Source organism: Sphingomonas sp. DBB INV C78 (assembly GCF_042693015.1).
Lineage (GTDB): Bacteria > Pseudomonadota > Alphaproteobacteria > Sphingomonadales > Sphingomonadaceae > Sphingomonas_E.
The window spans coordinates 39,262-60,763 of sequence record NZ_CP170544.1; the positions used below are offsets into that span (position 1 = coordinate 39,262).

The following is a 21,502-nucleotide window of genomic DNA, read 5'->3' on the forward strand; positions in this document are numbered from 1 at the left end:
GTGATGCGATGCCCCTATCCGGCCCGCATCGCAAGCTCAGGTGATGCGATCGGTGCCGGCGGGCAGATCGGCCAGCGCCCGGCCGATGGTTTCGCGGAGCAGCCCGGCATCCTTCGCCAGCCTTTCGGTTTCCTCCTGCGCGCCCTTCTGTATCTCTTCAAGATTCTCACGCAGATCGGGCCGCTGCTTGAGGATGGCGTCCACCGTCTGTTGCGAGCGAAGCTGCTTCAGCCCCTCCTTCGCCGAAGCGATCACTTGCTCCAGCGGTTCGCCTGCGAGCTTTTCCATCGCCTGCGCGCGTTCACGCGCGAGGACAAGGATCGGCTGGTCGTCAGCCTTGGCGTCCGCGGTTTCGGCGGCTTCCGGTGCGGCAGGGCGGAGTTCGCGGACGGGCGGCACAATGATGCGGCCGCCGGGCCGGATGCCACCTTCATCCGCAAGCTGCGGATTGGCGCGGATCAAAGCGGCTTCGGCGCGCGCCAGCGCCTCCGGCCCTTTTACGTCGAATACAGCCTTGGCGATGCCGGTAACGGTGCGCTGGCGGCCGATGGTGGCGATGCGGATCGGCATGACGGTCCCTTCCTTCAGCCCAATATGTTGAGTTTGGCGAAATCGTCGGGGATCAGCCCGCCATTCACCCGGATGTTGCCGAAGCTGATATTGCCGACGACGGTGGCGAGCGGACGTTCGCTGACCACGGCGCATTGCAGGTTCATCGCATCGCCATCCGATCCGATCCGGCGAACGGCATTGCTGGTCGCGATGATGCGGCGCGCTTCCAATTCGACCAGGAACTTCACGCGTCCACCCGCGAGCAAGGTGCATTGATTGTCCGAGAAGATGCAGGTGCCGGTCCGTTCGGCATCGGTGACGACCCGCATCAACGGCAGCAGCGATAGTTCGTGCGCGTCGCTGACGGTGTTGCCGGCCAACCTAATCTGCGCCTCCCGCACGCTGGCGAAGGCGGCAAGCCCGGTGGTCGACAGGGCGAACAGGCTGGCGCCCTGAGCGATGAAGGCCGGGAATGTCGAGACTGCCGCGCCGGCCACGGTGCCGCCGCGGGCGCGTTCGATGCGGCTGTCCCACAGGATGGCCGCCCAGCTTGAGGGATCGTTCGGATTGGCGGGTCGCTCGCTCATGATCTTGTTGTCGGCGAGCGTTGCGGCGAGGACGGGCCCGTCGACCAGCACGCCGATCGAGGGGCTGACCGAGTTGGCCGGCCCGATGCCGGTGATATGGTTGTGCGAGAGATCGAGCATCGCCGCGCCGCGCAGTTCGATCCCGGCGAAATAGGCGCCCCGCGCGGCTTCGGCGTTGACGCCGACATTGCGGATGCTGTTGCCCATGATCCGCGCGTCGAGCACCGCCGCCAGTTGCACGGCTATAACTGCGGTCTGCACCTGCGTCATGCCGATCCGTTCGATGACATTGTTGTCGAGCGCGAGGTGGCGGATGGTTGCGGCGGGCGCGACGACCACGCCACCGCCATCGCAATCCCGGATCACGTTCTGCTTGATGATGAGGCTGGCCTGCCGCGCGTCGACCGCGATCCCCGCGCCGTCGGCATTGCCCATGCGGTTGCCGACGATCTGGCCGTCGGGGAGTGGCAGCGGGGAAAGGCCGGCGACGAGGCGGATGCAGCTTCCGCCGGCCAGCCGGGTCACGTCGCCGTTGAGCGCGACGATCTCGTTGTCGAGGATCCTTAGATCGGGGACGCCCGAGATGATGCCGTTGCCGAGGCGCCCGAAGCTGATCGTGTTGCCGACGATGGATAGAGCGGCCGCGCTCCATCGTTCGTCGCGGCCGCCATCATCCTCACCAACGGGCAGTCCGGCGCCGGTGGCAACGATCGCGGCATTGCTGCCGGTGATGAGATTGTCGGCAATATCGGTCGCGCCGAAATGGAGGACGAGGCCATCGAGCGAAACGCCCCGCCGCTGGCCGAGCAGCAGGTTTTGCGCGATGCGCGTTTCCATCAGCGCGCAGTAGCCGGGGCCGTCATCGTCGCCGCGCTCACGTTCGGCCAAGGCGCCGATCGCGACCGGGGCGATGATGAGATTGTCCTCGATCGCGACATCAAGGCCGAAACCGTCGAGCGATACGCCGAAATCCACGCCGCCCGCTTCCCGGACGAAGACGAGCGTCGCCATGCGGTTGAGGCTGACCGTCTGGCCGTTGCGGATATGGACGCCCGACGATCGGCCTTGTCCCTGAAGGCCGGCGACGACGAGCAGGCCGAGATCGCTGATCCGCACATCGTTGGAACCGGTGACGCGGATCGCGCCGCCGCCGCCGGCATAAGCGAGCAGGGAGCCTGGGCCGTGCCCCTTCAGCCGCACCGACCGACGGTTGCTGATGATGATCGGCGTCGTTCCCAGCACGAAGCCGCCGGGCCCCAGGCAGACGGTGCCGCCTTCGGCGGGCAACTGGTTGATCGCCGACTGGATAGTCAGGACGCCGGAATTATGCGCCTCCGCGCTCACGCAGACGGTGCAGCCGCATTCCTCACCCTCACCAAAGTTGGGCGGCCAGAAGATGCGGCAGTCGGAAACCGTATCGGGGAAGGTGACGACCGCGAGGCGGGCATAATGGTGGTGGATGCCGTGGGGCGGGGCGCGATCTAGTATCTCGATCTGCGCGCCTTCGGTGCGTGCGGCGAAGCACCAATAGTCGCCGGAGCGCAGCGCGCCGGCAACGGGCTCGGAAGAGAAAGTGACGGTGATGCCGGCCTCCAGCACGACGGGGCTGCCATCGTCGGGGATCGGGATCAGGCCGTCGGAGCCGGCATCGTCGAGATCCTCCCAGGCGGTGCCGTCGGCGAGGAGAACCTGGCCGGACTGATCCCATTTGATGACGCGGCTATGGCGTGCGGCCGCGGTGTCGCCGCCGACGCCGGAGGGGACGAGATCGGCGCTCAAGGCGCTGTCGAGGCGGAGGCTGCTAGTGTCCTCATCCACCTCGATCCGGCGCATGTCGCCCGGCAGGCCGGCAAATTCGCGGCGGTCGTCGGTGATCTCCACCCAATCGCCGGTGCGGAAGCGCAGCACGGAATCGCGGCCGATGCGACGGACCTGCAACCGATCGCCATTTTCGAAGGATTCGATCGTCGCACCGACCGAGGCATTGTCGCGCGACCATTTGAAGCGCGCATCGCCGAGCGGACCGCCGGTGTGGATCTCGACCCGGTAGAGCTGGTTTTCGAGCCCGCGATAGCCGCCGCCGGGCGGGATCAAACAGGGTTCGTCGGGGTCCTCGAACTCGATCGTCGCGGTGGTGAGGCGCGCGGGGGAGGGGGCGGTGAGAGCGTCCCACGCCTCCAGTTCGCTGCCGCAAGTCGCGTCCGCGCCGATATTGGGGAGGAGGCGCACCTGCCACACCGTCTGCCAGCGGGTGGCGGTGTCGATGCCGCCCAATGCGGGTTCGAGCAGGCGCGGGTCCTTGAATGGCGTCACCTCGCGCCGCCACACGTCGAGATAAGCGAGGTGCGGGCCGTTACCGTCGGGCAGATCGGGGGCGGCGGGGAGGTAGGGCTGGGCGGTGTAGTCGATGAAGTCGTTGGGTTCGGTGGAAATGAGTTCGTCGAGCACACCGGCGGGACGGCCATCGACGATCCGGGCGCGATCGAAGGCCGGCGCGGCGCCAGCGCCGATCCGTCCGTGGTTTTCCGCGAGGAGGCCGTCGACATACATGCGACCGCGGCCGATGGTGAGGGCGGGGCCGGCGGCAACGCGGATCTCGAAACCCGTGGGCGTTTCGCGGGGGACGACGGCGCGGCCGATGATGTCCACCGTCTCGGCGCGCAGGCGGCGCTCGACGATCGAGACATATTCGTTCCAGTCCGCATCGAGCGTCGGGTGGCCCTGCTGCATCAGCACGCCCGCAAAGTCGCGCAGCGCGTCGAAGCTGGTCCGGCTATAGTCTCCGCTCATCGCTCGACTCCTCGCTAACTCTCGAAGAACACGCCCGCCTCCAGCGCGAAGCGCAGATATTCCTCGATACGGATCCTGAGATTGGCCTCGCGCTGCGGCGCGAACAGCAGATGGAAGCCGCCCATTTCGCCTTCGTCCGATGCGCCGGTGCGGATCGCGACCGGCGTGCTGCGGCGAAGCTGGGCATAAGCCGGGCGGCCATAGCGCCGGGCAGTGAAGCCGGAGACGATCCGCCGCGCCGTGCGCTCACCGATCAACTGGCGCTCGGCCGCGGAAACCGGGCCGCCGATCTGCTTTTCGCGGACGGTGATCGCTTCGTCGATGGCGAGTTGGGGCTGGCAGCGGAAGCGCCGCGGCGTGATCGATCCGCGCGGCACGAAGGAGAAGCGGATGCAGCCGACCTGGCGCCGCTCGGCATGGACGGGAGCCACCCAATCGTCGCCTTCGGCTAGCCGCGCATCGAGGATGCAATCCGAGACGAGGTCGAACCGTTCGGCTGCGATCTTGCCGAAGACGGTGACGGCGCGAAGACTGAGCGGCCCGCCGAATGGATCGCCGGCGGGATCCGCATAGGCCACGCCTTCGGGGCTCTCGGCGGGGTCGAGCGCTGCGGCGTCGATAATGGAATCGGCGATCGATACGCTGGTGTCGCGGGCGATGCCGAGCGGGCCGGAAATGCAGGATCGCATTTCCAGTTCGGTGCCGGCGAGCGGGATCGCGATCGACAGCGCACCGGGCTGTTGGGGCTGGCCGGCGGCGTCGAGCGAGCGGCCGGGGACGATTGTGCAGTGGCGGATCAACAGCAGATCGAGCGCATTGGTGCCATTATCCGGAACGCTGATGCCGGCACCCGAGATGAGCAGACCGTCGATCGTCACGCGCGCCTGGCGGGTGCCGTCGGCGCTGGCGGCGCCGGTGATCGCGAGATCGGCCGGCAGCACGATATGCGGGTTGGCATTGTTCGCGGCGCGCAGTTCGATCGCCGCACCTGGGCCGGCGGCGATGGCGATTGCCTCTTCGTGCCGGCCATTGCCGCTGATCTCGACGATGCCGCCCTCGGCCGGGAGTGCGTCGAGCGCGTCCTGGACGTTGGCATGGTCGGCGGGTACGCGCAGCAGCGGGCGTTCGGCGCTGGCCTCGGCAAAGGCGGCCGCGCGTTCATAGGGGCCGCCACCGATCCGTGCGCTGAAGCCATAATGGTAGGAGACGGTGACGGGCGTGGCGCGATCGGGCGGCAGGGCGAGGCGGCCCAGCACGGGATCTATCGCCACCCGTTCGCCCGCGGCCGGCATGTTCGCCCAGCCGGCGCCTTCGTCCGAAAGGTTGCACGCCTCGACCTCGTCGGCGGCGAGTTCCACGCTGTTCTGGATGAGGATCAGGCTCTGGAAGATATCGTCGACGTCCCGGCCGTAGAGGGCCAGTGGCGGGGCTTCGCCATCTTCGCCGCGCAGATCGGCATCCAGCACGCGCCGGCTGATCGGTTCCCAGACATTGAGCGGCGTCGCGATATGCGTGATCTTTGGTTCGTCGACCGGATTGGTGAACAGTGGCAGCGGCGCACCGAGCGGGCTGAAAAGATAGCGCCGATCGTCGACGCGCGTCGCCGGCGATGCGAGGCGCGGGAAGGATTCGATCCGCCACAGGTGGATGCCGACATTGGGGAAGTTGTGGCGCCCGTCGGCCCGGGCGATCGACCGCATGTCGGCGAGGCGGGTGAAGGGATCGAAGGCGCTGCCGATCTGTTCCAGCCCGCGCCAGTTGCGCAGGTCGGGGGCGAAATGGTGGATCGGGCGGATATGGTTCATCCGCTGCGTCGTCGCCGTCAGCAGGAAATATTCGACCGCGCGGGCCGGCCAGCGGGTGACATCCCGGGCGAGCTGTTCCAGCACCGATGCCGTGCCGAGGCGGCGGCGATAGCCGATAGTGTTGGCGATCTCCGCGCGCGGCGAGGCGACATCGGCGGTGGTGCCGTGCAGCGGCCGATAACCGATGAGCCCGCCGATATAGGGGGCGGCCCAGTCCGAACAGGTTTCGATGAACTGGTCGTCGTAAAGCTGTTCGATATTCTCCTCGACCACGGCCGCCTGCTCGGCCAGCACGTCGATCAGCTCGCGCAGCGGATAACCTTCCTCGGCATCGCGCAGGCGATAGATGGCGGGAAGGAGCGTATAGAGGGCGGCGCCGGACATCCTCATTGGATCACCTCCAGCGCGAGCGGGCCGGGATCGAGGGTCAATATCTCCGCCGCGGCCAGCACGCCGCCGGCAAGTGCTGCCGGGCTGGCGAGCAGCCTGTCATGCAGGATCGCCGCGGAGCCGGGGCCGGAGGTGCGATGCAACAGGTCGAGATCGACCGCGTCGACGCCCGCGATGCCATGGATCGTCGCAATGATCTCGCTGGCGGCGACGAGCGGCGCGAAGCCCCTGCGATCGAAGCCGAAAGCGTCTCGCAGTGCGGCTTCGACATCAGTGCGCACCTTGTCGGCCAGATAATCGGCATTGACGAGCAGCTTGGCCTTGAGGCGGAAGAAGGCCGGCCGGAAGCTGGCGACGCTGATCCGCACGAACGGATCGCCGAGTGTGCGAAGCGCGCGGACGAGATTGTCGAACACGTCACCATGCGCCGGATCGACCGGCGCGCCGCCCGGCCCCGCGACCGTGACGATGATGCGGCGCGATTCCCCGTCCCATGCCCAGGATGCGCTGGCCTTGGCGATGCCGGCAAAGCCGCGCGCGAAATCCTCATAATTGCGCAGCGACACGACGCGGCCGAGGGTGAGCGTCGTTACCGGCGCATTGTCGCGTGCGGTGGCCAAAGTTTCGGGATCCTGGCCACCGCCGGCCGGTAGCGGGTTGAACACGTCGCGCAGACCCAGCGGTCGATCGAGCGCGGTCGTCAGCTTGTTCGCGCCGACCGAACCGGCGAGGCCGATCCCCTTGCGATAGGTGGCGACCGCATTGTTGCGCCCGGTCGGCAGCCGCGATCCGGTGCGGCCGTCGCCGAACTGGACGACGACGGTGCCGTCATCCTCGATCCGCGAGGTGAAGATGCGCTCGCTGGCGCTGCGGCCATAGAGCGTGGGCGCTTCGTGCCAGAGGATGTCGTCGATGCGGATCGACAGTGTCGACGACGCGCCTGCCTCGTTCGCTGCGGAGATGTGGGTCAGCGGGGTCTGTTTCAACCGGAAGGTCTGGAAGGACTGGTTGGCCTTGCCGTCGCCCAATATCTCCTGCGTCGTTTCGCCATGCGTCGCGGCCGCGACATTGGCGTGGATCACCGTCGTCGCGCGATCGAATGCGGCCGCGAGCACGGTTTCGAACCGCAGCAGCGTGTGGGTCTCGTCGGCGAGTTCGGCCTCTTCGAGAATGGCGACCTCGGCGATCGTCTCGCTCTTCGCATCGGCGACGATGTGGCGGAACGCAGCCGCGGCCGCCTGAACGCTGCCCTCGAAACCACCGGCGGCGCGCAGCCGCCAGACGAAGGTCGAAGATCCGGGCGAGACGGCCACCGGCGCGGCGAGCAATGTCAGGCGTTCACCGCGGACGATCGGGCGTGTCTGGGGCGGCGTGCCGGGTGCTGTCAGGATGAGCCCCGCCGTTGCGGCTTCTACCTGCGCCCGCCGCCCGCGCAGCATGAGCCGGTGGCCGGGCTTGAGAGCGGCGACAAGGCCCGACAACTCGATCTCGTCGCCGATGATCGGCGTGATGATCGGCGTCTCGGCGAAGGCGAGTTGCTCGCTGCCGCCATAGACCGAAACCCGACGATAGCCGCTTTCGAACCAGGACAGATGTTCGTTGCTATCGAGCGTCAACCGCGTCACCCGGCTGCTGACGGTGAAGTCGGCGCGGCCGTCATCGACCGCGGCGGTGATGCGATAGGCTTCGACAACCTCGTCGGGGCGGGTCACGGCGATCCAGCTTCCGGCGACGAAATCGGGGTAGATCGCGTCGAGGTGAAGGCGGCTGTTGGCGGTGTCGATGTCGAACGGCCAGTCGAAACGGAAGTCCTGCCCGTAATGGGTGAGCGTCTGGGTGGGCAGCACCTTCGGGTGCGGGGCGTTCCATCCGAACAGCGAGGCGCGGGCGCGGAAGACGAAGATGCGATGATCCACCTGCGCCGTCAGGCTCGGTGGGTCGATCGAGCCGAGAGCATGGGTCCATTCGATCCATGTGCGCCCGGCCGGGACATCGGGCACGATGCGGGTGAGCTTGCGGAAATCCCAGCGTTCCGAGCCGAGGAAATCGGCGGTGCGTTCGCGGCCGACGATCAGGATCGCGTCGCCGACCTTGAGATTGGGCGCGCCGCCGGCGATCCAGGTGCCGAGGTCGCCATTCTTCGGGGCCTTGAAGCGGGAGCGGCGGGGGACGAGGGCGTTCCAGGCGACGCGCGCCTCGATCGCTTCCACCGTCTCGAAAGTCTGGGCTACCTCGTTGGGGCCGGGCACGCTCTGGACGCGGGTGCCGATGGGCGCGACGACGCCGGCGACGGACGCGTCGGCGCCGGGCGGATCATCCATCAGGAAGACGAGTTCGGTCGCCGCGGCGACGCCGGGGCGCGGGCGATAGCCGATCAGCCGGCCGAGTTCGACGACCGACAGGCGTTCGGTCGCAGTGGCGAGCCAGGCTTCGTTTGCATGACGCTCCTGATAGAAGGACAGCACGTCGAGCACGCAGGACCAGGAGTCGATCAGCGCGATGGTGAAATCATCCTCGTCGCGGCTCTTGAGGTCGGCGAGGGCGGGGTGATCGTCCGACGACAGGCGGGCGAGTTGGCTGGCGCGGAAATCGGCATGCCGGCCGGGGCGGTAGGTGACACTGGGCAGACCCGGCCGGTTGAGCAAAAGCGAGGGGGTGGCGGTCGCAATCCCTTCGCAGCAGCCGCAATCGCGGGTCTCGTCATCGCGTGGCGCGAGACCGGGGATCAATGGAGGAAGGCTCATTTGCCGCCTCCCATCGTCAAGGTCAGCCGGCCTCGCTCGGGGAAGTCGGGATCGTTGGCGAGCTGCGCGATCTCCAGCCGGCCGATCGGCAGGATGCCGGTTTCGAGCGGCGCGGGATCGGGTTGGTCGAGCCGCCGGAACGTGGTGACCGTCACGCTCTCCACCCCGTCGATCGCCTGCACGCGTGCGACGATCGGGCTGAGCCAGACATCCTGATCGAAGGTCAGATTGTCGGGATGGAACAGGCCGAAGCGGCCATCGGGCAATTGCCGGTCGCTCAGCGCCTCCAGCACGGCAAGGCGAACGTCGGGACGGAAATGATCGCGCTTGACGCAGACCAGCATAGCCAGCTCGATCGGCACATAGCGGGGCTCGTCGATCTCCAGATCATAGCCGGCCATGCGATAGGGTTCGAGGAAGGCGATCAATTCCTCCTCGAACGCGGGCGTGATCGGCCGTCCGCCGAAGCGATCGACCGTGACGAAGACCGTGTGGCCGTGGCCGTTCCAGCGGAAGGTGGCGGCGGCGCGCTGGACGGCGGGATGGCGCAGCGCGATAGCGGCATAATCCTCCGGCGTCACCGCGCGTTCCTGCGTGCGGAACGCCTGCGGGGCCGCGACGCGCGCTTCCTCGATGCTTTCGGGAGGCGTGCCGCCCGCGGCCGGAAGCGGGTTGCGCACGGCGCGGATGCCGCCGATCGTCGTGGCAATATGGGCGATGGCGTCCGCACCGACATTGCCGGCGGCGCCGTTGCCGATGCGGTAGGTGGCGGCAAAGCGCGTGCCCGATGCGGGGCGCTGACCGTTGCGGCCGTCGCCGAAGCGCAGGCGCGCGGTGCCGTCGCGTTCGACCTCGACAGCGAAGTGGGGATCATCCGGATGACTGCCCAGCAGGTCGCGCCGTGCCTCCCAATCGGATGGGCCGGAGGTTTCGCTCGCCTCAAGCCGGATGCGCGGTTCGACCCCGCGGATATCCTGCACCACCGCCATGGTCGCGGAGGCATCCACATCGGCCAGCGCTGGCAGGGTGAAGCGCTGCGCCTGCGTCAATGGAGCATCGCTGAGCAGCGGGCGAAAGCGGGGCGGAACGGCTTCGTCAGGCGCGGGATCGCACCGATCGCCGCCGTTGGTCGCCAGATGGAGATGCGGTTCCGGGACGACACCCAGGTCGACGTCGCGATGGGTCAGCCCATGGTCGACGAGCAGGATGTTACCGAGCGCATGGCTGACATCGCGGATCACCGCGCCATCCTCGGTGCGTGAAGACAGGCAGAAAGCGAAGGGCAGAGCATCGCCGTCGGCCCAGCGGATCTCCGTGATCGGCTGGGGCGGGTCCATGACGGCATCTTCGATATCGGCGACGATCTGGACCAGGCGGACAGCCCAGCGCTTGGCAGGATCGGCGTCCGCCTCGCTGCCGGTGCGCGGGCCGATCCGTTCCTCGAAGATCAGCACGTCGCCGGGGGCGAGCATCGGGAAGCTGCCGCGCAATGTCGCCCGAACGGCGCCCTTGGGCAGGCAGCATTCCGCGTCGCCCCAATCGTGGAAGAATATCTCGTTGAGCGGAGCGTGGAGCTGCTTGGCGTGCAGCGGCTCGAAGATGACCGGATTGCGCAGCAGCAACCGGCCGGATGGCGGCGCGATCACGGCGGGTTCGACGACCGGGGCGACGCCGGGCAAGCGCGTCAGGAAGCGCGCCTCGCCAGGGACAAGATCGATCGGCGCGCCGGGGAAGATCTGCACCTGCACCCAGGCGCGGGCATTGGTGCCGTCGTGCATGGCATAATCGACCAGCCGGGCATGGCGGCGGACCGAGGAGCGGCGGCGCGCGGTGCCGATATAGGCTTCGGTCGCGACGGCATCCTGCGCATAGGACAGCCGATCGCCGACATAAGCGAGCATTTCGACCAAGGCGACGCCGAGATCGGCGGCGTTGCGTTCGCGCCAGTCGGGGATGGTCTGCGCCATGCGATCGAGCATCAGGCGGCGGAAACTGCGATAATCCTTGGCGAGATAGTTGATCTGCACGGGCGGTTCGTCGTCGTCCGGGCAGATATGGCGCGGTGCGCAATCGAAATCGCTGGGGCATTCGACCTTGAACGAGAAGGGGACGCTTGCGAGCAGTGGGTCGATGTTCGGCGGAGGTGCCAGCGACATTGGCGAGGCGACGAGGTGCAGCGTGTAGGTGGAATAATCGCCGCTTGAGTCCGTGCGCAGGGCGATGACTTCGTTCGGATCGGGCAGGTCGGCGAGATATTGCGCCTCGGCCGGCGTGACCAGTGTTGCATCGGGCGCGTCGGCGGGCGTCGCCCACAGGATGCCGACATCGGTGATCCGCTCGCCCCCGCTGATCTCGAAATTGTCGACAGTCAGAACCGGCGCTGCCTTAACGAAACGGACCAGCAAGGTGCGCTGGCGCGGCGATCCGGCCGGCGCCTCGGTATCGAGCACCTCGACATAGTCCACGCCGTTGATGGTCGGATGCTCGCGCACCCGCAGCCGGCGTTGTTCGTCGCAGCAGCGGTAGATCATGGGCCGATCCTCCGCTCGAAGGTGGCGTTTGCCGCCTCGCCAGTGGCGATGATCACATAATCGACGCTGATGACGAGCTGGGCGTCGATCGCCTCCACCGAGACGGCAGAGACCGAGATCCGGTCTGACAAGAATTGCTGCAGCCCGCCGCGGACGAGGAATTCCGCCGTCGCTGCCACCTCGGGCGAGGCTGCGGCGAAGACGAGCTGCATCACGCCCGAACCGAAATTGGGCCGGTTCACCCGTTCGCCCGGCTGGGTGAACAGCAATTGCTCGATAAGCTGGCGGACATGCGCCGGCCCATCGGCTTCCGCGGTGCGGCGGCGGCCGTCGAAATGATAGGGATAGTCGATCAGCATCGGCTCAACTCCCCACCACGCGCGGCTGGACGACGACGGGCACCAGTGGCGTGCCGGTGGGCGCGCAGACGGCCATGCTGTCCTGGAGCAGCACCGGCGTCCCTCCCGCCAGCACCCGCGTCGCCGAGGTCACGTAATTGGCGGTGACGCAGGGGCCATTGCCGCCGGGCGTGACGAACGGGCAGCCGGCGACCAGATAGGGGCTGGCGATCGTCACCACCGGTTGTCCGCCGACGGTGACGCGCGGGAAGGGCGTGGCCGGCGTCGCCTGGCCGCCATGGGAGCAGAGGATGGTCGCCCCAAGATGCAGCACCGGTCCTGGCATGGCTCCACCTCCCTCGTCAGATCACGCTGAGCGCGCCATTGTTGATGGTGACGGCGGGGCCGACCATGGTGATCGCTGCGCCCTTGCCGTTCTGGATGTAGATGCCGGTATCGTTGACGATCAAAGTCGCGCCGGTCGCGCTCTTGATGACGATGCCGCCCAGAGGGCCGGGCACGTCGTTGATCGACACGCCGTTTTGCAATGGCGTCTGGAAGGTGATGCCGGGCACGGCCGGCGGCACCGTCAACGCCAGTGCGGGCACGTCGGCGGCGGAGCCGAAGAAGCAGCCAGCCCAGATCGGGTAATCCGGATCGCCATTCTCGAACTCGATCCACACGCCCGATCCGATTATGGGCACCGCAAACATGCCCGTCTGGATGCCGGCGACCGGCAGGCAGGGCATCGCCCAGCTCGTCAGCATGACGTTGGAGACGGCCGGCACGATCGCCTGGATGCGGCCGTGCATCATCGGGTCGATATTATTGACGACCGTGCCGCGATATTTGCCCCAGAATTTTGTCTCGGCCGTCATACCACCACGCTCCCCGTCGAAGGCAGCAGCCCGCTGCGCGATAGCGCGAAATCCTGCTTGAAGCTGGTTCGCGTGAGGTTGCTGGTGACGCGTTCGACATAATGGAGGCCGTCGAAGGCGAGGCCGGCTCCCCGCACGCCGACCGGGCCGCCGGGCCGGAGCAGCCGGCCGTAACGCAGCACGTCCAGCGTGCCTGATCCCTGCACCGCGTTCGAATGGCGCGCGGCATAAGCAAAGCCGCGGACGAGCGCCTGAACGGGAGACAGTTGGGCGGTGTCCGAGAGCGGCGTGATCTTGGGCGGCAGTGGCGGCACCAGTCCCAGCGGCGGCAGGAAGGGGATCGAGGAGGGGATCGGGATGGGTATCGGCGCGCGAGTCTGCTGATTCTGGATGAACACGATCGGCAGTTCGGTCCCCTCCTTGTCGAAACGGAAGGAGAGATTTTCGGCCGTGTCGGCTGCGTCGCTGTCGACGGTGAGCGCGGGCTGTGGCGTGCCGATGCGGATCTCGGGGCCCCAATAAGCGAAGCTCGTGCCCGGTGTCGGCCCCGGCTCCATCCGGAACAGATAGCCGGCTTCCTCAGCCAGCTTGCGGACGTAACTCAAGTCCGATCCCTTGTGGCGCGGGATGCGATCTGTGGGGATCGGCGGTTCTTCCAGCGAGGGGATCAGCTTGGGGATGATGCCGAGAAAGGCATATTTGGCGAGCACCAGGGCGACACGCGCGACGGGCGGCATGGCCGGATAGGGCAGGCCGTCGAAGGGCAGCACGTCCATCGCCGCCGAAAGATCCTTGCCCTGGACGGTCAATGTCGCCGAGCCATGTTTGCCGCCGGGCACGATCTGCGTCTGAGTGGCGACGCCGTCGATCAGGGTTTCGGGACGGCCCGACAGGGTGGCGATCAACAGCACGCGGAACAGCGGGATCGATACGCTGCCCGAAAGCAGGAACAGGCTGATCAGCGGCGAATCCTTCTCGATCGCGAAGGTCAGTTCGAAGCCGCTCTGCGTGTCGGTGGATTCCGCGGTCACCTTCACCGACTGGAGCGCATCGAGCACGAAGCGCGGCGCGGGCAGCGGCACGCCCGGCCCCATCAGCAGCGACAAAGTGAGGCCGCCGATCACAACTGATCCTCCGGCGCGGGAACATCGGCGGGCAAGGTCACCCGGATACGGCCGTCGGCCACTTCCAATTCTTCCGGCCAGATAGCGCCATTGGCGTCGCAGAGCGCCCAGAACTGCTCGGGATCGCCGATCAGTCGTGCCGCAGCCTGATCCAGCCGCTGGCCTTCAGGGACGATCTGGACGGAAAGCGTCGCGAAGCGATCGGGATCGGGCGAGAAGCGACGGGCGAGATAGGCGATCTGGCGGCCGTCCGGCCCGGCGATGGTGCGCACCGGCACGCCATGATAGCGGCTTTCCGGCGGAAAATCGGTCCGGGGCAGAAGGCCCGCGCCGAACAGGGCTTCGATCGGGTTGCTCATGGCAGGCTCCCCACGCCGAAGGTGGCGAGCGTCGCGCCGGGAGCCTTGGTCGCGAGCTGCTCCTTGGCGGCAAGATAAGCCATGAACAGCCCGCCGCCGCGATGCGAGAAGCCGAGATCGTCCACCGAAAGCGTCCGCAGCGAGAGGCTGAGTTTCGCGCGGATCGGGTTCAGGTTCGGATCGAAGGCTTCCTCGGTGATCGACAGATCGGTGATGCGGACTGGGACGATGCGGTTGCGGCTCCAGATGAACAGCGCCAGCGGCGCCTGGATCGGCGCGATCTCCAGCGTGCCGGCGGACGCCAGCGCATCCTTGGCGCGCAATTGTGAGGCGGTGGGATAGACGAGCGCTTCCATCGCCGCGATCTGGGGGAACAGGCCGGCTTGCGCCGCCGCCGGATTGCGATCGGGAAATTCAAGCTGGTCGGTGGCATCCAGCACGGCATCGAGCGTGAAGGTTTCGACGGGCGGCCCCTTGATCCGCAATGCCTGGCTACGATCGCCATCCTCGCCAAATGCCTGGACGGCGAGCTTCCGCGTCACCGTGTCCGAATTATATTGGAGCGCAATGATCCGCTCGATCGCACCGCTTTCGGGGTTGATCTGGACAAGCCCGCCCTTGGCGAGCCGGGGGGTGCGCGTAAATCCGGTCATGGCGTCTTCGGCGGTGGAGCTTTGGGGAAATTCCTGACGAAATAAGCGTGGGTCTTGGGGCGGAGAGCCTGCAACAGCGCCTGATCGAGCAGATAAATCGACATGTTTTCGGCAAAGGCTTCCATCAGATCGGTCGCGGCATAGTTGGTGATGCCGGTGGACAGCGTCTTTTCCATCGGCCTGATGGGTTGTTGCGGACCCTGCGGATTCGCTTCGTTCGCTTTCGCCGCGGCCTCATTCGCCTTCTCGGTCGCCTTGTTGCGCTTCTTGGCGTCGCTGACGGCGCTGACGCCATCATCCTTGATGGCCTTGGCGAAATCCGTGAGTAGGGATTCGGTGTCGCCGCCGACTTCGCTTCCCGCGATGGATTTCGCCGTCTTCATCGCGGTGTTGGCGTCGCCGATCACCTTATCCAGCTTGGCGATCTCGGCGGTGAGGCGAGCGACTTCCTGCTTGCGCTTGGGGCTGTCTTCGGAATTGCCAAGGATGTCGACGTCGTTGATGTTGATATCGGGATGATCGAGTTGTTTCTTGAGCTTCTTTCTTTCTTCCGTCGCCTTGTCGCGGCTGATCTGTGCCTTGAATTCAGGCCGTAGATCAATGGCGTGGGCCAGTTCGTGGACGATCTGATAGGCGCTGTTCGACGCTTCACCCACGCGCCGCGGTGATGCGTTGAACACGTCGCCGAAGAGGTGGATCACATCCTTCGCCGCTTCATATTCGCCATTCTGGCCATTGGGGCCGGTCGCCCCGCTCGCCTTATCGATCGTGATGCCGTCGATATTGGTGCGGATCGGGTCCGGCAGAAGGCCCACGGCATCGGCGATCACCTTGCCCTGATCATTGCTGAAACCGGCGTCGATGGTGACGGAGACGTTTCCGACCGTCACCGATCCGGTGAACACCGGCGCTGGCCCACCAGTGGCCGGGGCAGGAGCCTGGGCAGGCGGCGCCTTTCCGGGGGGTACGAACGCCGCGATGATCCGTGTCCGCTCAACCAGCACCTTCGCCGTGCCGCCTTCGCTGAAGCGAATGAAGCGGAAGATGGCATGATCGCCCCCCTGTGGCCGCAGATCGAGCGCGAGATCGAGGATGCCGTTATCCGGCAGCGGCCAGCCTTCCGGGTCGGTGTTGGTCCGCTGCTCCGGCTGGCCCTGGCTGGCGGGGACCACCTTGGGCCGCGAAATCTGTTCAAGCTCGTAGGTAACGCCCGTCAGCCCCTTCCGCTGGTTCGCGTCGGTAATCTCGGTGCCGAATTCGACGGTTGCCGACGGCGTGGCGGAGATGCCGGCGGTAGGGTTGAAATAATTGCCTATCCATGTGTCGACCGTCGGCTGGGGGGGAGCCGTCCGCGAAATCTTGAGCGCCTTGCGTGTCGCTTCGGGCAGGTCGGTCAGCGTGCGCCGCGCGATCCGGTGCGCCGCCCCCGGTTGCAGGCTATGTGCCAATTCGTGGGCGAGAAGATGGTTGCCGCGATCCGTCCCCGGCGCATAGTCCCCTTGGCGGAAGAAGATGTTGCCGCCCAGCGTGAAGGCGCGTGCACCGAGATTGGCGGTGGCATGGTCCGCCGATCCGCCATGATGGATGCGGACGTGGCCGAGATCGCGGCCGAAGCGGGGTTCGAAGAAGCGCCGGGCGGAAGGCGTGAGCGGCGCGCCGCCAGTGCCGGCGGGGCTGCTGCCGGTAGTGGGGCGCAGCGCGGGGCCAGCCGCCCGCATCGCCCGATCGGCCGTGGCGTCGGCGTCCCGCTCGATGGTGTCGCCGGGCCTGGTAACGGCCGGTGTGAATTGCCGCGTCGGGACAGGCGCGCGTGCTTCGAGCGGGGCAAGGCCGGCATGACGGCTCATCGACGGCTTCCGCCAGAGATGGCTTCGCCGATGCGGGCGCCGATGGCGCTGCCGGGATCGCCTTGCGTGATTCGACCGCCGTCGATCCGGTCGACCCGGGCGGAGGTCAGGCCCTCCGTGGCACCCGGTGCGCTGAGCCGGCTAACCAGTTCTCGTTCGATGGCGGCGACAAGCCGGTCGCGATTGCCGGGGTCCAGGCCCTGCAATGATAGTCGATCGATGTGGAGATGGATGCGGCGGTTCATCCGGCACCTCCGAATTCGGCGATGGTGATCGGCTTTTCGAGCTTGGCATATTCGCGTCGGGCCGCTGCCAGCACATGCTGCTGATCGACTGCGCGACCATCTTCTGCGGCGAGAAAGGCGGCGTTGATCGCGATCGTGCGGATGGCGCCGCCGGCAACCTGCAAACGGGCCAGTCGAGCCATGTCCAGATCCGCGACGGGCGTGTCCGCCGGGAAGATACGCTGCCATATCCCGGAGCGCAGCGTGGCATCGGGGAAGGGGAAATCCACCACGAAACGCAGGCGGCGCATGAACGCATTGTCCAGCGAACTTTTCAGATTGGTCGTGAGGATGGCCAGCCCGCGATACGCCTCCATGCGCTGGAGCAGATAGCTGATCTCTACATTCGCATAGCGATCGTGGCTGTCCTTCACCTCGGAGCGCTTGCCGAACAGCGCGTCAGCCTCATCAAACAACAGGATCGCGCCGCCCGTTTCGGCCGCTTCGAAGATGCGGCGCAGATTCTTCTCGGTCTCACCGATATATTTGCTGACCACCTGGCTCAGATCGATGCGGTAGAGATCGAGGCGCAGTTCCGCCGCGATGATCTCCGCCGCCATCGTCTTGCCCGTGCCGCTGGGGCCAGCGAACAGCGCCGTGACGCCAAGTCCACGCGCGCCCCGCTGTGACCATCCCCAGCTTTCATGAACCTGATGCGCGCGGCGGACATGAACCGCGATGTCGCGCAATTGCGCCAGGCGATCGGGGGGAAGGACCAGATCGTCCCATCCGACCTTGCTGTCTATCCGTTCGGCAAGATCGTCGATCCGCTGACGGGCCTGGGCGCGCGCCGCATCCCACAATCGGTCAACGGGTAGATCGGGACGGTGGCGGGCCGGATCCTGCGCGAGATCGGCGGCCATGCGGATGCCGGCGCTGTCGAGGGAGAATTGCCCCGCAATCTGGTCGATCGCCGCCTCGCCGACCATCTGAGCTGTGGTCCCCAGCGCGCGTGTCCACATCATGCGCCTTTGCTCGGCCGAGCCGCCGGGCATGTCCGCACGCAGCCGACGCCGTCGTTCCAAGGGCAAGGGATCGGCTGCCACGACGATGGTCGGGCCGAGCAGCATGTCCACGAATTGCGCTGCCGCCCGCTCATCCTCGTCACCCTTGCTGTCACCGGTGACGACAAGCAGCCCGTTGGACAGTGCGAGTTCCCGATCGCATAGCCGTGCGAGCGTAAGCCGTTCATAGGCGGCATGGGGAATGTCTGCCCGCGCGATGCGGAAGAGGCGCTGGCCATAGGGTTCGGCCAGCAGGGCGGCGACGGCGAATTTTCCTTCGCTGCCCGCCCCGCCGAGTTGCAGCACCGGCCATCCCGAAACAACGTCGAGGCGCCAGAGCCTCGCCAAATCGGCCGCCAGCGATCGTTCGTCGGCAGAGGGTTCAGGCGGGTCGGGTGGTGTGTCGATCAGCCCTTCAAGCCGTGGATCGAGATAATCGACGCCGAGCATGTGGTGCAGCATCCTCTCATCGATGCGGAGCCGGCGTTCCCCGATCGGGCCGGCGCCCTCCAGCTCCAAGATATGCCAGCGGCGGAGCGCGCCCTGCGGGCAAAGCGCCGCCCAGATGTCTCCATCGGACACCGATTGGGCCAGTCCGGCTGTCGCCGCATTGCCTGCCAGCGCATCGGGCCGCATCTCCTGCGCGGCGGCGATCATCAGCAAAGTGAGTTCGGCCGGGTTGAGCGCGAAGGTCGCGACCACCTCGTCGATCCGCGACGGGGATTGGCAGGGCATCGTCTCAAAGATGGCGTTGCCACTGATCGCGTCACGCAGCCGATCGAACAACTCGTCGAGGCGACGACGATCGGCGCGGGCGCCGGAAAGGGCCGGCATCTCGTTCATGGCACGACCACCAGTTGCGACGGATCGAAGGCAGGCGGCTTGGCCTCGGGATCGACGATCAGGCTGTCGATGCCGCCGACGCGAAGACGCACCGGCAAGGTCGCCCCTTCCGGCAACCCGGCGAAGATCGCGGAGACCTGATCAGTATCGGCGGCAAGAGCGGCCAGTGGCTGCTCGGCTTGTCCGGTGACGATGGCGACAGCCTGGCTCTGGCGGATGCGCGGCTCGCAATCGACGGTAATGCGGGTTCCGCCGGGATCATCGGCGGCTGCCGGCGCAGCACGGGGCGCAAGCAATATCGGCAGGCGATTGGTCAAGCGGTCGGGCTGGCCGGCGGCGCGGAGCGACACATCGACCAGATAGGCGCCGATCCGCCACGCGCCGGGATCTTCGCCCGTGTCCGCCAAGGGATGGGCGGCCGGCAAGGGCGGGCCGGCGGGCAATTGCACCTCTATGCGACCGGGCACGGGGGGTGAGAGCGGGGCAAGGTCGATCACGTCGCCAGTTTCCGGAGCGGTGAATCGGATACGCGCATCGCCATGATCGAGTCGATGGCCGCTGATGGTGACGCGATCGCCGAGCCGTGCCGCAGGGCGGCGGCCGGGCGGTTCGATCGCCGTGAGCGTCGGCGTCGCCGGAAGCAGGTCCGGATTGACGAAGACGCCCGCCTCGCGCCCGCTCACCGGATCGACGGGGCCGCGCGACAGTACGGGAATCGGCTGGCGTGTCGGCTGGTCGCGTTCGATCAGCACGACCGACACCGTATAGGCGATGGTGGTCCGATAATGGGTCTGCAGCGCCGTCCACAGCTTCGATATATCGTCCATCGACAAAGGCTGTGGGGTGATGCGGATAAGCTCGATCTGGTCGGCGAGCCGTGCGGGATCGGTGTTCTGGAAGGCGGGTGGCAGGATCGCGCCGCTGATATTCCCTTCGAGCGCCGCGCGGATCATGTTCCGCGCCAGCACCGGCGTTTCATGGAACATCTCCATGGCATAGCCGAGCAGGATTTCGCCGTGCAGTTCCTGGTTGGTGTAGGCGGTTAGCAGATAATGGAGATCGAGCGCGAGGCGCGGGCGATGGACGATGCCGTAACGACTGTCGCGCGTGGGAAGATCGCCGTTGGCGAGCGCGGCGTTGGTGGTGATCCGATGGAGGTAAAGGTTGAGCTGGCTCGGCCGGTTTTCCCCCAACTGATCGAGCACGCGATCGGGCGGAAGCGCGGACACCACGACATCGCTGCCGATGTCGCCGCTGACATCGCCATTGACCAAGGTATCGTTCAGCAGATCCTTCAGGAGTCGCGTTACCGAAGCGATGGCCAATGCGTTGCTCACCGCCGGCTCCTGCCCTTGGCGAGATAATCCTCAAGCGACATCAGCTTGGGACGTGGCGGAGGGGTGGGCCGGGGTGCCGCGCGCTGTTCCCGTTCGGCCGTGATGTCGATCCGCCCGATCGTGACATGGATGTCGGGATGTGCGGGCTCACTCCGCTGTTCGAGGTGAGACCGACGCGCTTCGGGGGCGGCCGGCGCTGACAGGGCAAAGGCCGGCTCCAGCGGCGCGGCCAGGTCCGGCAGTAGCAGTGGTGAGAGGGAGACGCGGGGCGGGCTGGTTGTTGCTTCGGGCTGTTGAGATCGCCCCGTCCGCTGCTGCGCGTTGCCGGGTGGGACCGGAATGCCTGAATCCTGCGCGGGTGCTGCATCGGAAAAGGGCGCGATGTCGGCCAGGCGCGTCGAGGCGATCGGTGCGGCCCGACCCGCGGCGGCCGCCTTGCTTGGCGAGCGGCGCGACATCTCTTCGGGAGACGAGTCATCGCTATTTGAATGCGGTGTCACGTGGGGGGGAGGGGCAGGCATGTCGCGGACGTTGGAGACGACGCCCGCCACCCGCTCGATCGGCGCGACTTTGGTCGATGCATTGTCGTCGACGGGGGGAGTCACGGGCGCCGGCGTCGACCAGTCGAAGCGGCTGGCGATGCGGGGCCGGACGCTGTTCGCATCCGGAAAAGCTCGAAGAGCGAGGCGCTGGAGCACCGGGTTCACGGCCGCTCCTCCGTAGCGAGATAGGCGCGCCGCCGCGCCGCTGACATTTGCAGCAGTTCGGCCTCGCTCCATCCGAAACGTCCGGCAAGGGCAGCGATTTCGACCAGCAATCTGCGTCCGGCCGCGTCGATTTCCACCCAGAGATAGGGAGCGATATCGAAGCCTGTCGTCCAGTTTTCGGCACAGGCCACGCACGTCAGATCGAGCGCGATATCACCGGCCGCTTCGCGCTCGCCCACGCGCTCGCTGACGGCATTTTGCACATCTACCGGCAGGGCATCGAAGTCGACGGGGCCGGATGCCCCCGTAGCCGTGACGACTGCGCGCCGGATCAGTATTTCGGACGCATCGTGCAGACCGCGTTCTTGCGCAGCGGCGGCGAGATCGTGGCTGTCGAGGGCCCGCAAAGTGATGTCCCAGCCATCGTGATTGATAATCTCGGCTGAAGGCGGGTCGCCGAGAGTATCCAGCAACAGTGTCGCGGACAGATCGAACTCCTGCTCAGCGTTGCAACGCGGGCAATGCACCACGCAGGGCATCGCATCACCGAACATGTCGCGTTGCAACCGGGCCAGGCGGCGGTCCCGCTCTGCGATCGACAGCGTGGCCGGATCCTGCTCGCGCGGATCGGCAAGGCGCAGGACCATGATGGCCCGGTCGATAGGATGGAGACGGGCGCCTAGCTCACCGGCTTCAAGAAGCCGGGCAGGGGGCAGCATAAGCGACATA

Annotated in this window: 17 protein-coding genes; all 17 read right to left on the minus strand. The window is 66.8% G+C overall.

Going from position 1 to position 21,502, the window contains the following annotated elements; translation table 11 throughout:
* Positions 1 to 36 precede the first annotated feature (36 nt).
* Genes ACFB49_RS00225 through ACFB49_RS00305 form a run of 17 tightly spaced genes read right to left on the minus strand, consistent with a single transcriptional unit; the run spans position 37 to position 21,501 of the window.
* Positions 37 to 570 carry a hypothetical protein gene (locus ACFB49_RS00225; RefSeq protein WP_380874655.1) on the minus strand — a complete coding sequence of 178 codons (534 nt, stop codon included), beginning with the start codon at positions 568 to 570 and terminating at the stop codon, positions 37 to 39.
* 14 nt (positions 571 to 584) lie between these two features.
* Positions 585 to 3,929, minus strand: coding sequence for a DUF6519 domain-containing protein (locus ACFB49_RS00230; protein ID WP_380874656.1), 3,345 nt, complete (start codon positions 3,927 to 3,929; stop codon positions 585 to 587).
* A gap of 14 nt (positions 3,930 to 3,943) precedes the next feature.
* On the minus strand, positions 3,944 to 6,124 hold the full coding sequence (locus ACFB49_RS00235) for a hypothetical protein (protein WP_380874658.1): 2,181 nt from the start codon (positions 6,122 to 6,124) through the stop codon (positions 3,944 to 3,946).
* Positions 6,121 to 8,868, minus strand: a complete 2,748-nt coding sequence (locus ACFB49_RS00240) for a putative baseplate assembly protein (RefSeq protein WP_380874660.1) — start codon at positions 8,866 to 8,868, stop codon at positions 6,121 to 6,123. The genes ACFB49_RS00235 and ACFB49_RS00240 overlap by 4 nt, the downstream gene beginning before the upstream one ends.
* Positions 8,865 to 11,399 (minus strand): putative baseplate assembly protein, encoded by a 2,535-nt coding sequence (locus tag ACFB49_RS00245; RefSeq protein WP_380874661.1) that lies wholly within the window; start codon positions 11,397 to 11,399, stop codon positions 8,865 to 8,867. Before ACFB49_RS00245 ends, ACFB49_RS00240 begins: the two co-directional genes overlap by 4 nt.
* Positions 11,396 to 11,758, minus strand: a complete 363-nt coding sequence (locus tag ACFB49_RS00250) for a GPW/gp25 family protein (RefSeq protein ID WP_380874663.1) — start codon at positions 11,756 to 11,758, stop codon at positions 11,396 to 11,398. The genes ACFB49_RS00245 and ACFB49_RS00250 overlap by 4 nt, the downstream gene beginning before the upstream one ends.
* Before the next feature lie 4 nt (positions 11,759 to 11,762).
* The gene (locus tag ACFB49_RS00255; RefSeq protein ID WP_380874665.1) at positions 11,763 to 12,083 is read right to left on the minus strand and encodes a hypothetical protein; all 321 of its coding nucleotides are present in this window, start codon (positions 12,081 to 12,083) and stop codon (positions 11,763 to 11,765) included.
* Positions 12,084 to 12,099: 16 nt separating this feature from the next.
* Positions 12,100 to 12,615: a phage baseplate assembly protein V gene (locus ACFB49_RS00260; protein WP_380874667.1), complete on the minus strand. Its 516-nt coding sequence runs from the start codon at positions 12,613 to 12,615 to the stop codon at positions 12,100 to 12,102.
* A complete protein-coding gene (locus ACFB49_RS00265) occupies positions 12,612 to 13,739 on the minus strand; it encodes a hypothetical protein (RefSeq protein WP_380874668.1) in 1,128 nt (375 codons plus the stop codon). Before ACFB49_RS00265 ends, ACFB49_RS00260 begins: the two co-directional genes overlap by 4 nt.
* Positions 13,736 to 14,098, minus strand: coding sequence for a LysM domain-containing protein (locus ACFB49_RS00270; RefSeq protein ID WP_380874670.1), 363 nt, complete (start codon positions 14,096 to 14,098; stop codon positions 13,736 to 13,738). Before ACFB49_RS00270 ends, ACFB49_RS00265 begins: the two co-directional genes overlap by 4 nt.
* Positions 14,095 to 14,751 (minus strand): hypothetical protein, encoded by a 657-nt coding sequence (locus tag ACFB49_RS00275; protein WP_380874671.1) that lies wholly within the window; start codon positions 14,749 to 14,751, stop codon positions 14,095 to 14,097. The genes ACFB49_RS00270 and ACFB49_RS00275 overlap by 4 nt, the downstream gene beginning before the upstream one ends.
* Positions 14,748 to 16,598 (minus strand): DUF4157 domain-containing protein, encoded by a 1,851-nt coding sequence (locus ACFB49_RS00280; protein ID WP_380874672.1) that lies wholly within the window; start codon positions 16,596 to 16,598, stop codon positions 14,748 to 14,750. The genes ACFB49_RS00275 and ACFB49_RS00280 overlap by 4 nt, the downstream gene beginning before the upstream one ends.
* Entirely contained in the window at positions 16,595 to 16,843 is a 249-nt protein-coding gene (locus ACFB49_RS00285) for a hypothetical protein (RefSeq protein WP_380874674.1), read from the minus strand. Before ACFB49_RS00285 ends, ACFB49_RS00280 begins: the two co-directional genes overlap by 4 nt.
* A complete protein-coding gene (locus ACFB49_RS00290) occupies positions 16,840 to 18,729 on the minus strand; it encodes an ATP-binding protein (protein WP_380874676.1) in 1,890 nt (629 codons plus the stop codon). The genes ACFB49_RS00285 and ACFB49_RS00290 overlap by 4 nt, the downstream gene beginning before the upstream one ends.
* Complete coding sequence (locus ACFB49_RS00295) at positions 18,726 to 20,066, minus strand: DUF4255 domain-containing protein (protein WP_380874677.1); 1,341 nt, start codon at positions 20,064 to 20,066, stop codon at positions 18,726 to 18,728. Before ACFB49_RS00295 ends, ACFB49_RS00290 begins: the two co-directional genes overlap by 4 nt.
* Positions 20,063 to 20,773 carry a hypothetical protein gene (locus tag ACFB49_RS00300; protein WP_380874679.1) on the minus strand — a complete coding sequence of 237 codons (711 nt, stop codon included), beginning with the start codon at positions 20,771 to 20,773 and terminating at the stop codon, positions 20,063 to 20,065. Before ACFB49_RS00300 ends, ACFB49_RS00295 begins: the two co-directional genes overlap by 4 nt.
* The gene (locus tag ACFB49_RS00305) at positions 20,770 to 21,501 is read right to left on the minus strand and encodes a hypothetical protein (RefSeq protein WP_380874680.1); all 732 of its coding nucleotides are present in this window, start codon (positions 21,499 to 21,501) and stop codon (positions 20,770 to 20,772) included. Before ACFB49_RS00305 ends, ACFB49_RS00300 begins: the two co-directional genes overlap by 4 nt.
* Between the last annotated feature and the right edge of the window lies 1 nt (position 21,502).

What these genes read in the sequence shown, in the direction of transcription:
- ACFB49_RS00240 (WP_380874660.1), bottom strand. Translation starts at nt 8,868, where the DNA reads ATGAGCCTTCCTCCATTGATCCCCGGTCTCGCGCCACGCGATGACGAG.
- ACFB49_RS00280 (WP_380874672.1), bottom strand. Translation starts at nt 16,598, where the DNA reads ATGAGCCGTCATGCCGGCCTTGCCCCGCTCGAAGCACGCGCGCCTGTC.
- ACFB49_RS00290 (WP_380874676.1), bottom strand. Translation starts at nt 18,729, where the DNA reads ATGAACGAGATGCCGGCCCTTTCCGGCGCCCGCGCCGATCGTCGTCGC.
- ACFB49_RS00250 (WP_380874663.1), bottom strand. Translation starts at nt 11,758, where the DNA reads ATGCTGATCGACTATCCCTATCATTTCGACGGCCGCCGCCGCACCGCG.
- ACFB49_RS00305 (WP_380874680.1), bottom strand. Translation starts at nt 21,501, where the DNA reads ATGTCGCTTATGCTGCCCCCTGCCCGGCTTCTTGAAGCCGGTGAGCTA.
- ACFB49_RS00245 (WP_380874661.1), bottom strand. Translation starts at nt 11,399, where the DNA reads ATGATCTACCGCTGCTGCGACGAACAACGCCGGCTGCGGGTGCGCGAG.
- ACFB49_RS00260 (WP_380874667.1), bottom strand. Translation starts at nt 12,615, where the DNA reads ATGACGGCCGAGACAAAATTCTGGGGCAAATATCGCGGCACGGTCGTC.
- ACFB49_RS00270 (WP_380874670.1), bottom strand. Translation starts at nt 14,098, where the DNA reads ATGAGCAACCCGATCGAAGCCCTGTTCGGCGCGGGCCTTCTGCCCCGG.
- ACFB49_RS00235 (WP_380874658.1), bottom strand. Translation starts at nt 6,124, where the DNA reads ATGAGGATGTCCGGCGCCGCCCTCTATACGCTCCTTCCCGCCATCTAT.
- ACFB49_RS00275 (WP_380874671.1), bottom strand. Translation starts at nt 14,751, where the DNA reads ATGACCGGATTTACGCGCACCCCCCGGCTCGCCAAGGGCGGGCTTGTC.
- ACFB49_RS00255 (WP_380874665.1), bottom strand. Translation starts at nt 12,083, where the DNA reads ATGCCAGGACCGGTGCTGCATCTTGGGGCGACCATCCTCTGCTCCCAT.
- ACFB49_RS00285 (WP_380874674.1), bottom strand. Translation starts at nt 16,843, where the DNA reads ATGAACCGCCGCATCCATCTCCACATCGATCGACTATCATTGCAGGGC.
- ACFB49_RS00225 (WP_380874655.1), bottom strand. Translation starts at nt 570, where the DNA reads ATGCCGATCCGCATCGCCACCATCGGCCGCCAGCGCACCGTTACCGGC.
- ACFB49_RS00230 (WP_380874656.1), bottom strand. Translation starts at nt 3,929, where the DNA reads ATGAGCGGAGACTATAGCCGGACCAGCTTCGACGCGCTGCGCGACTTT.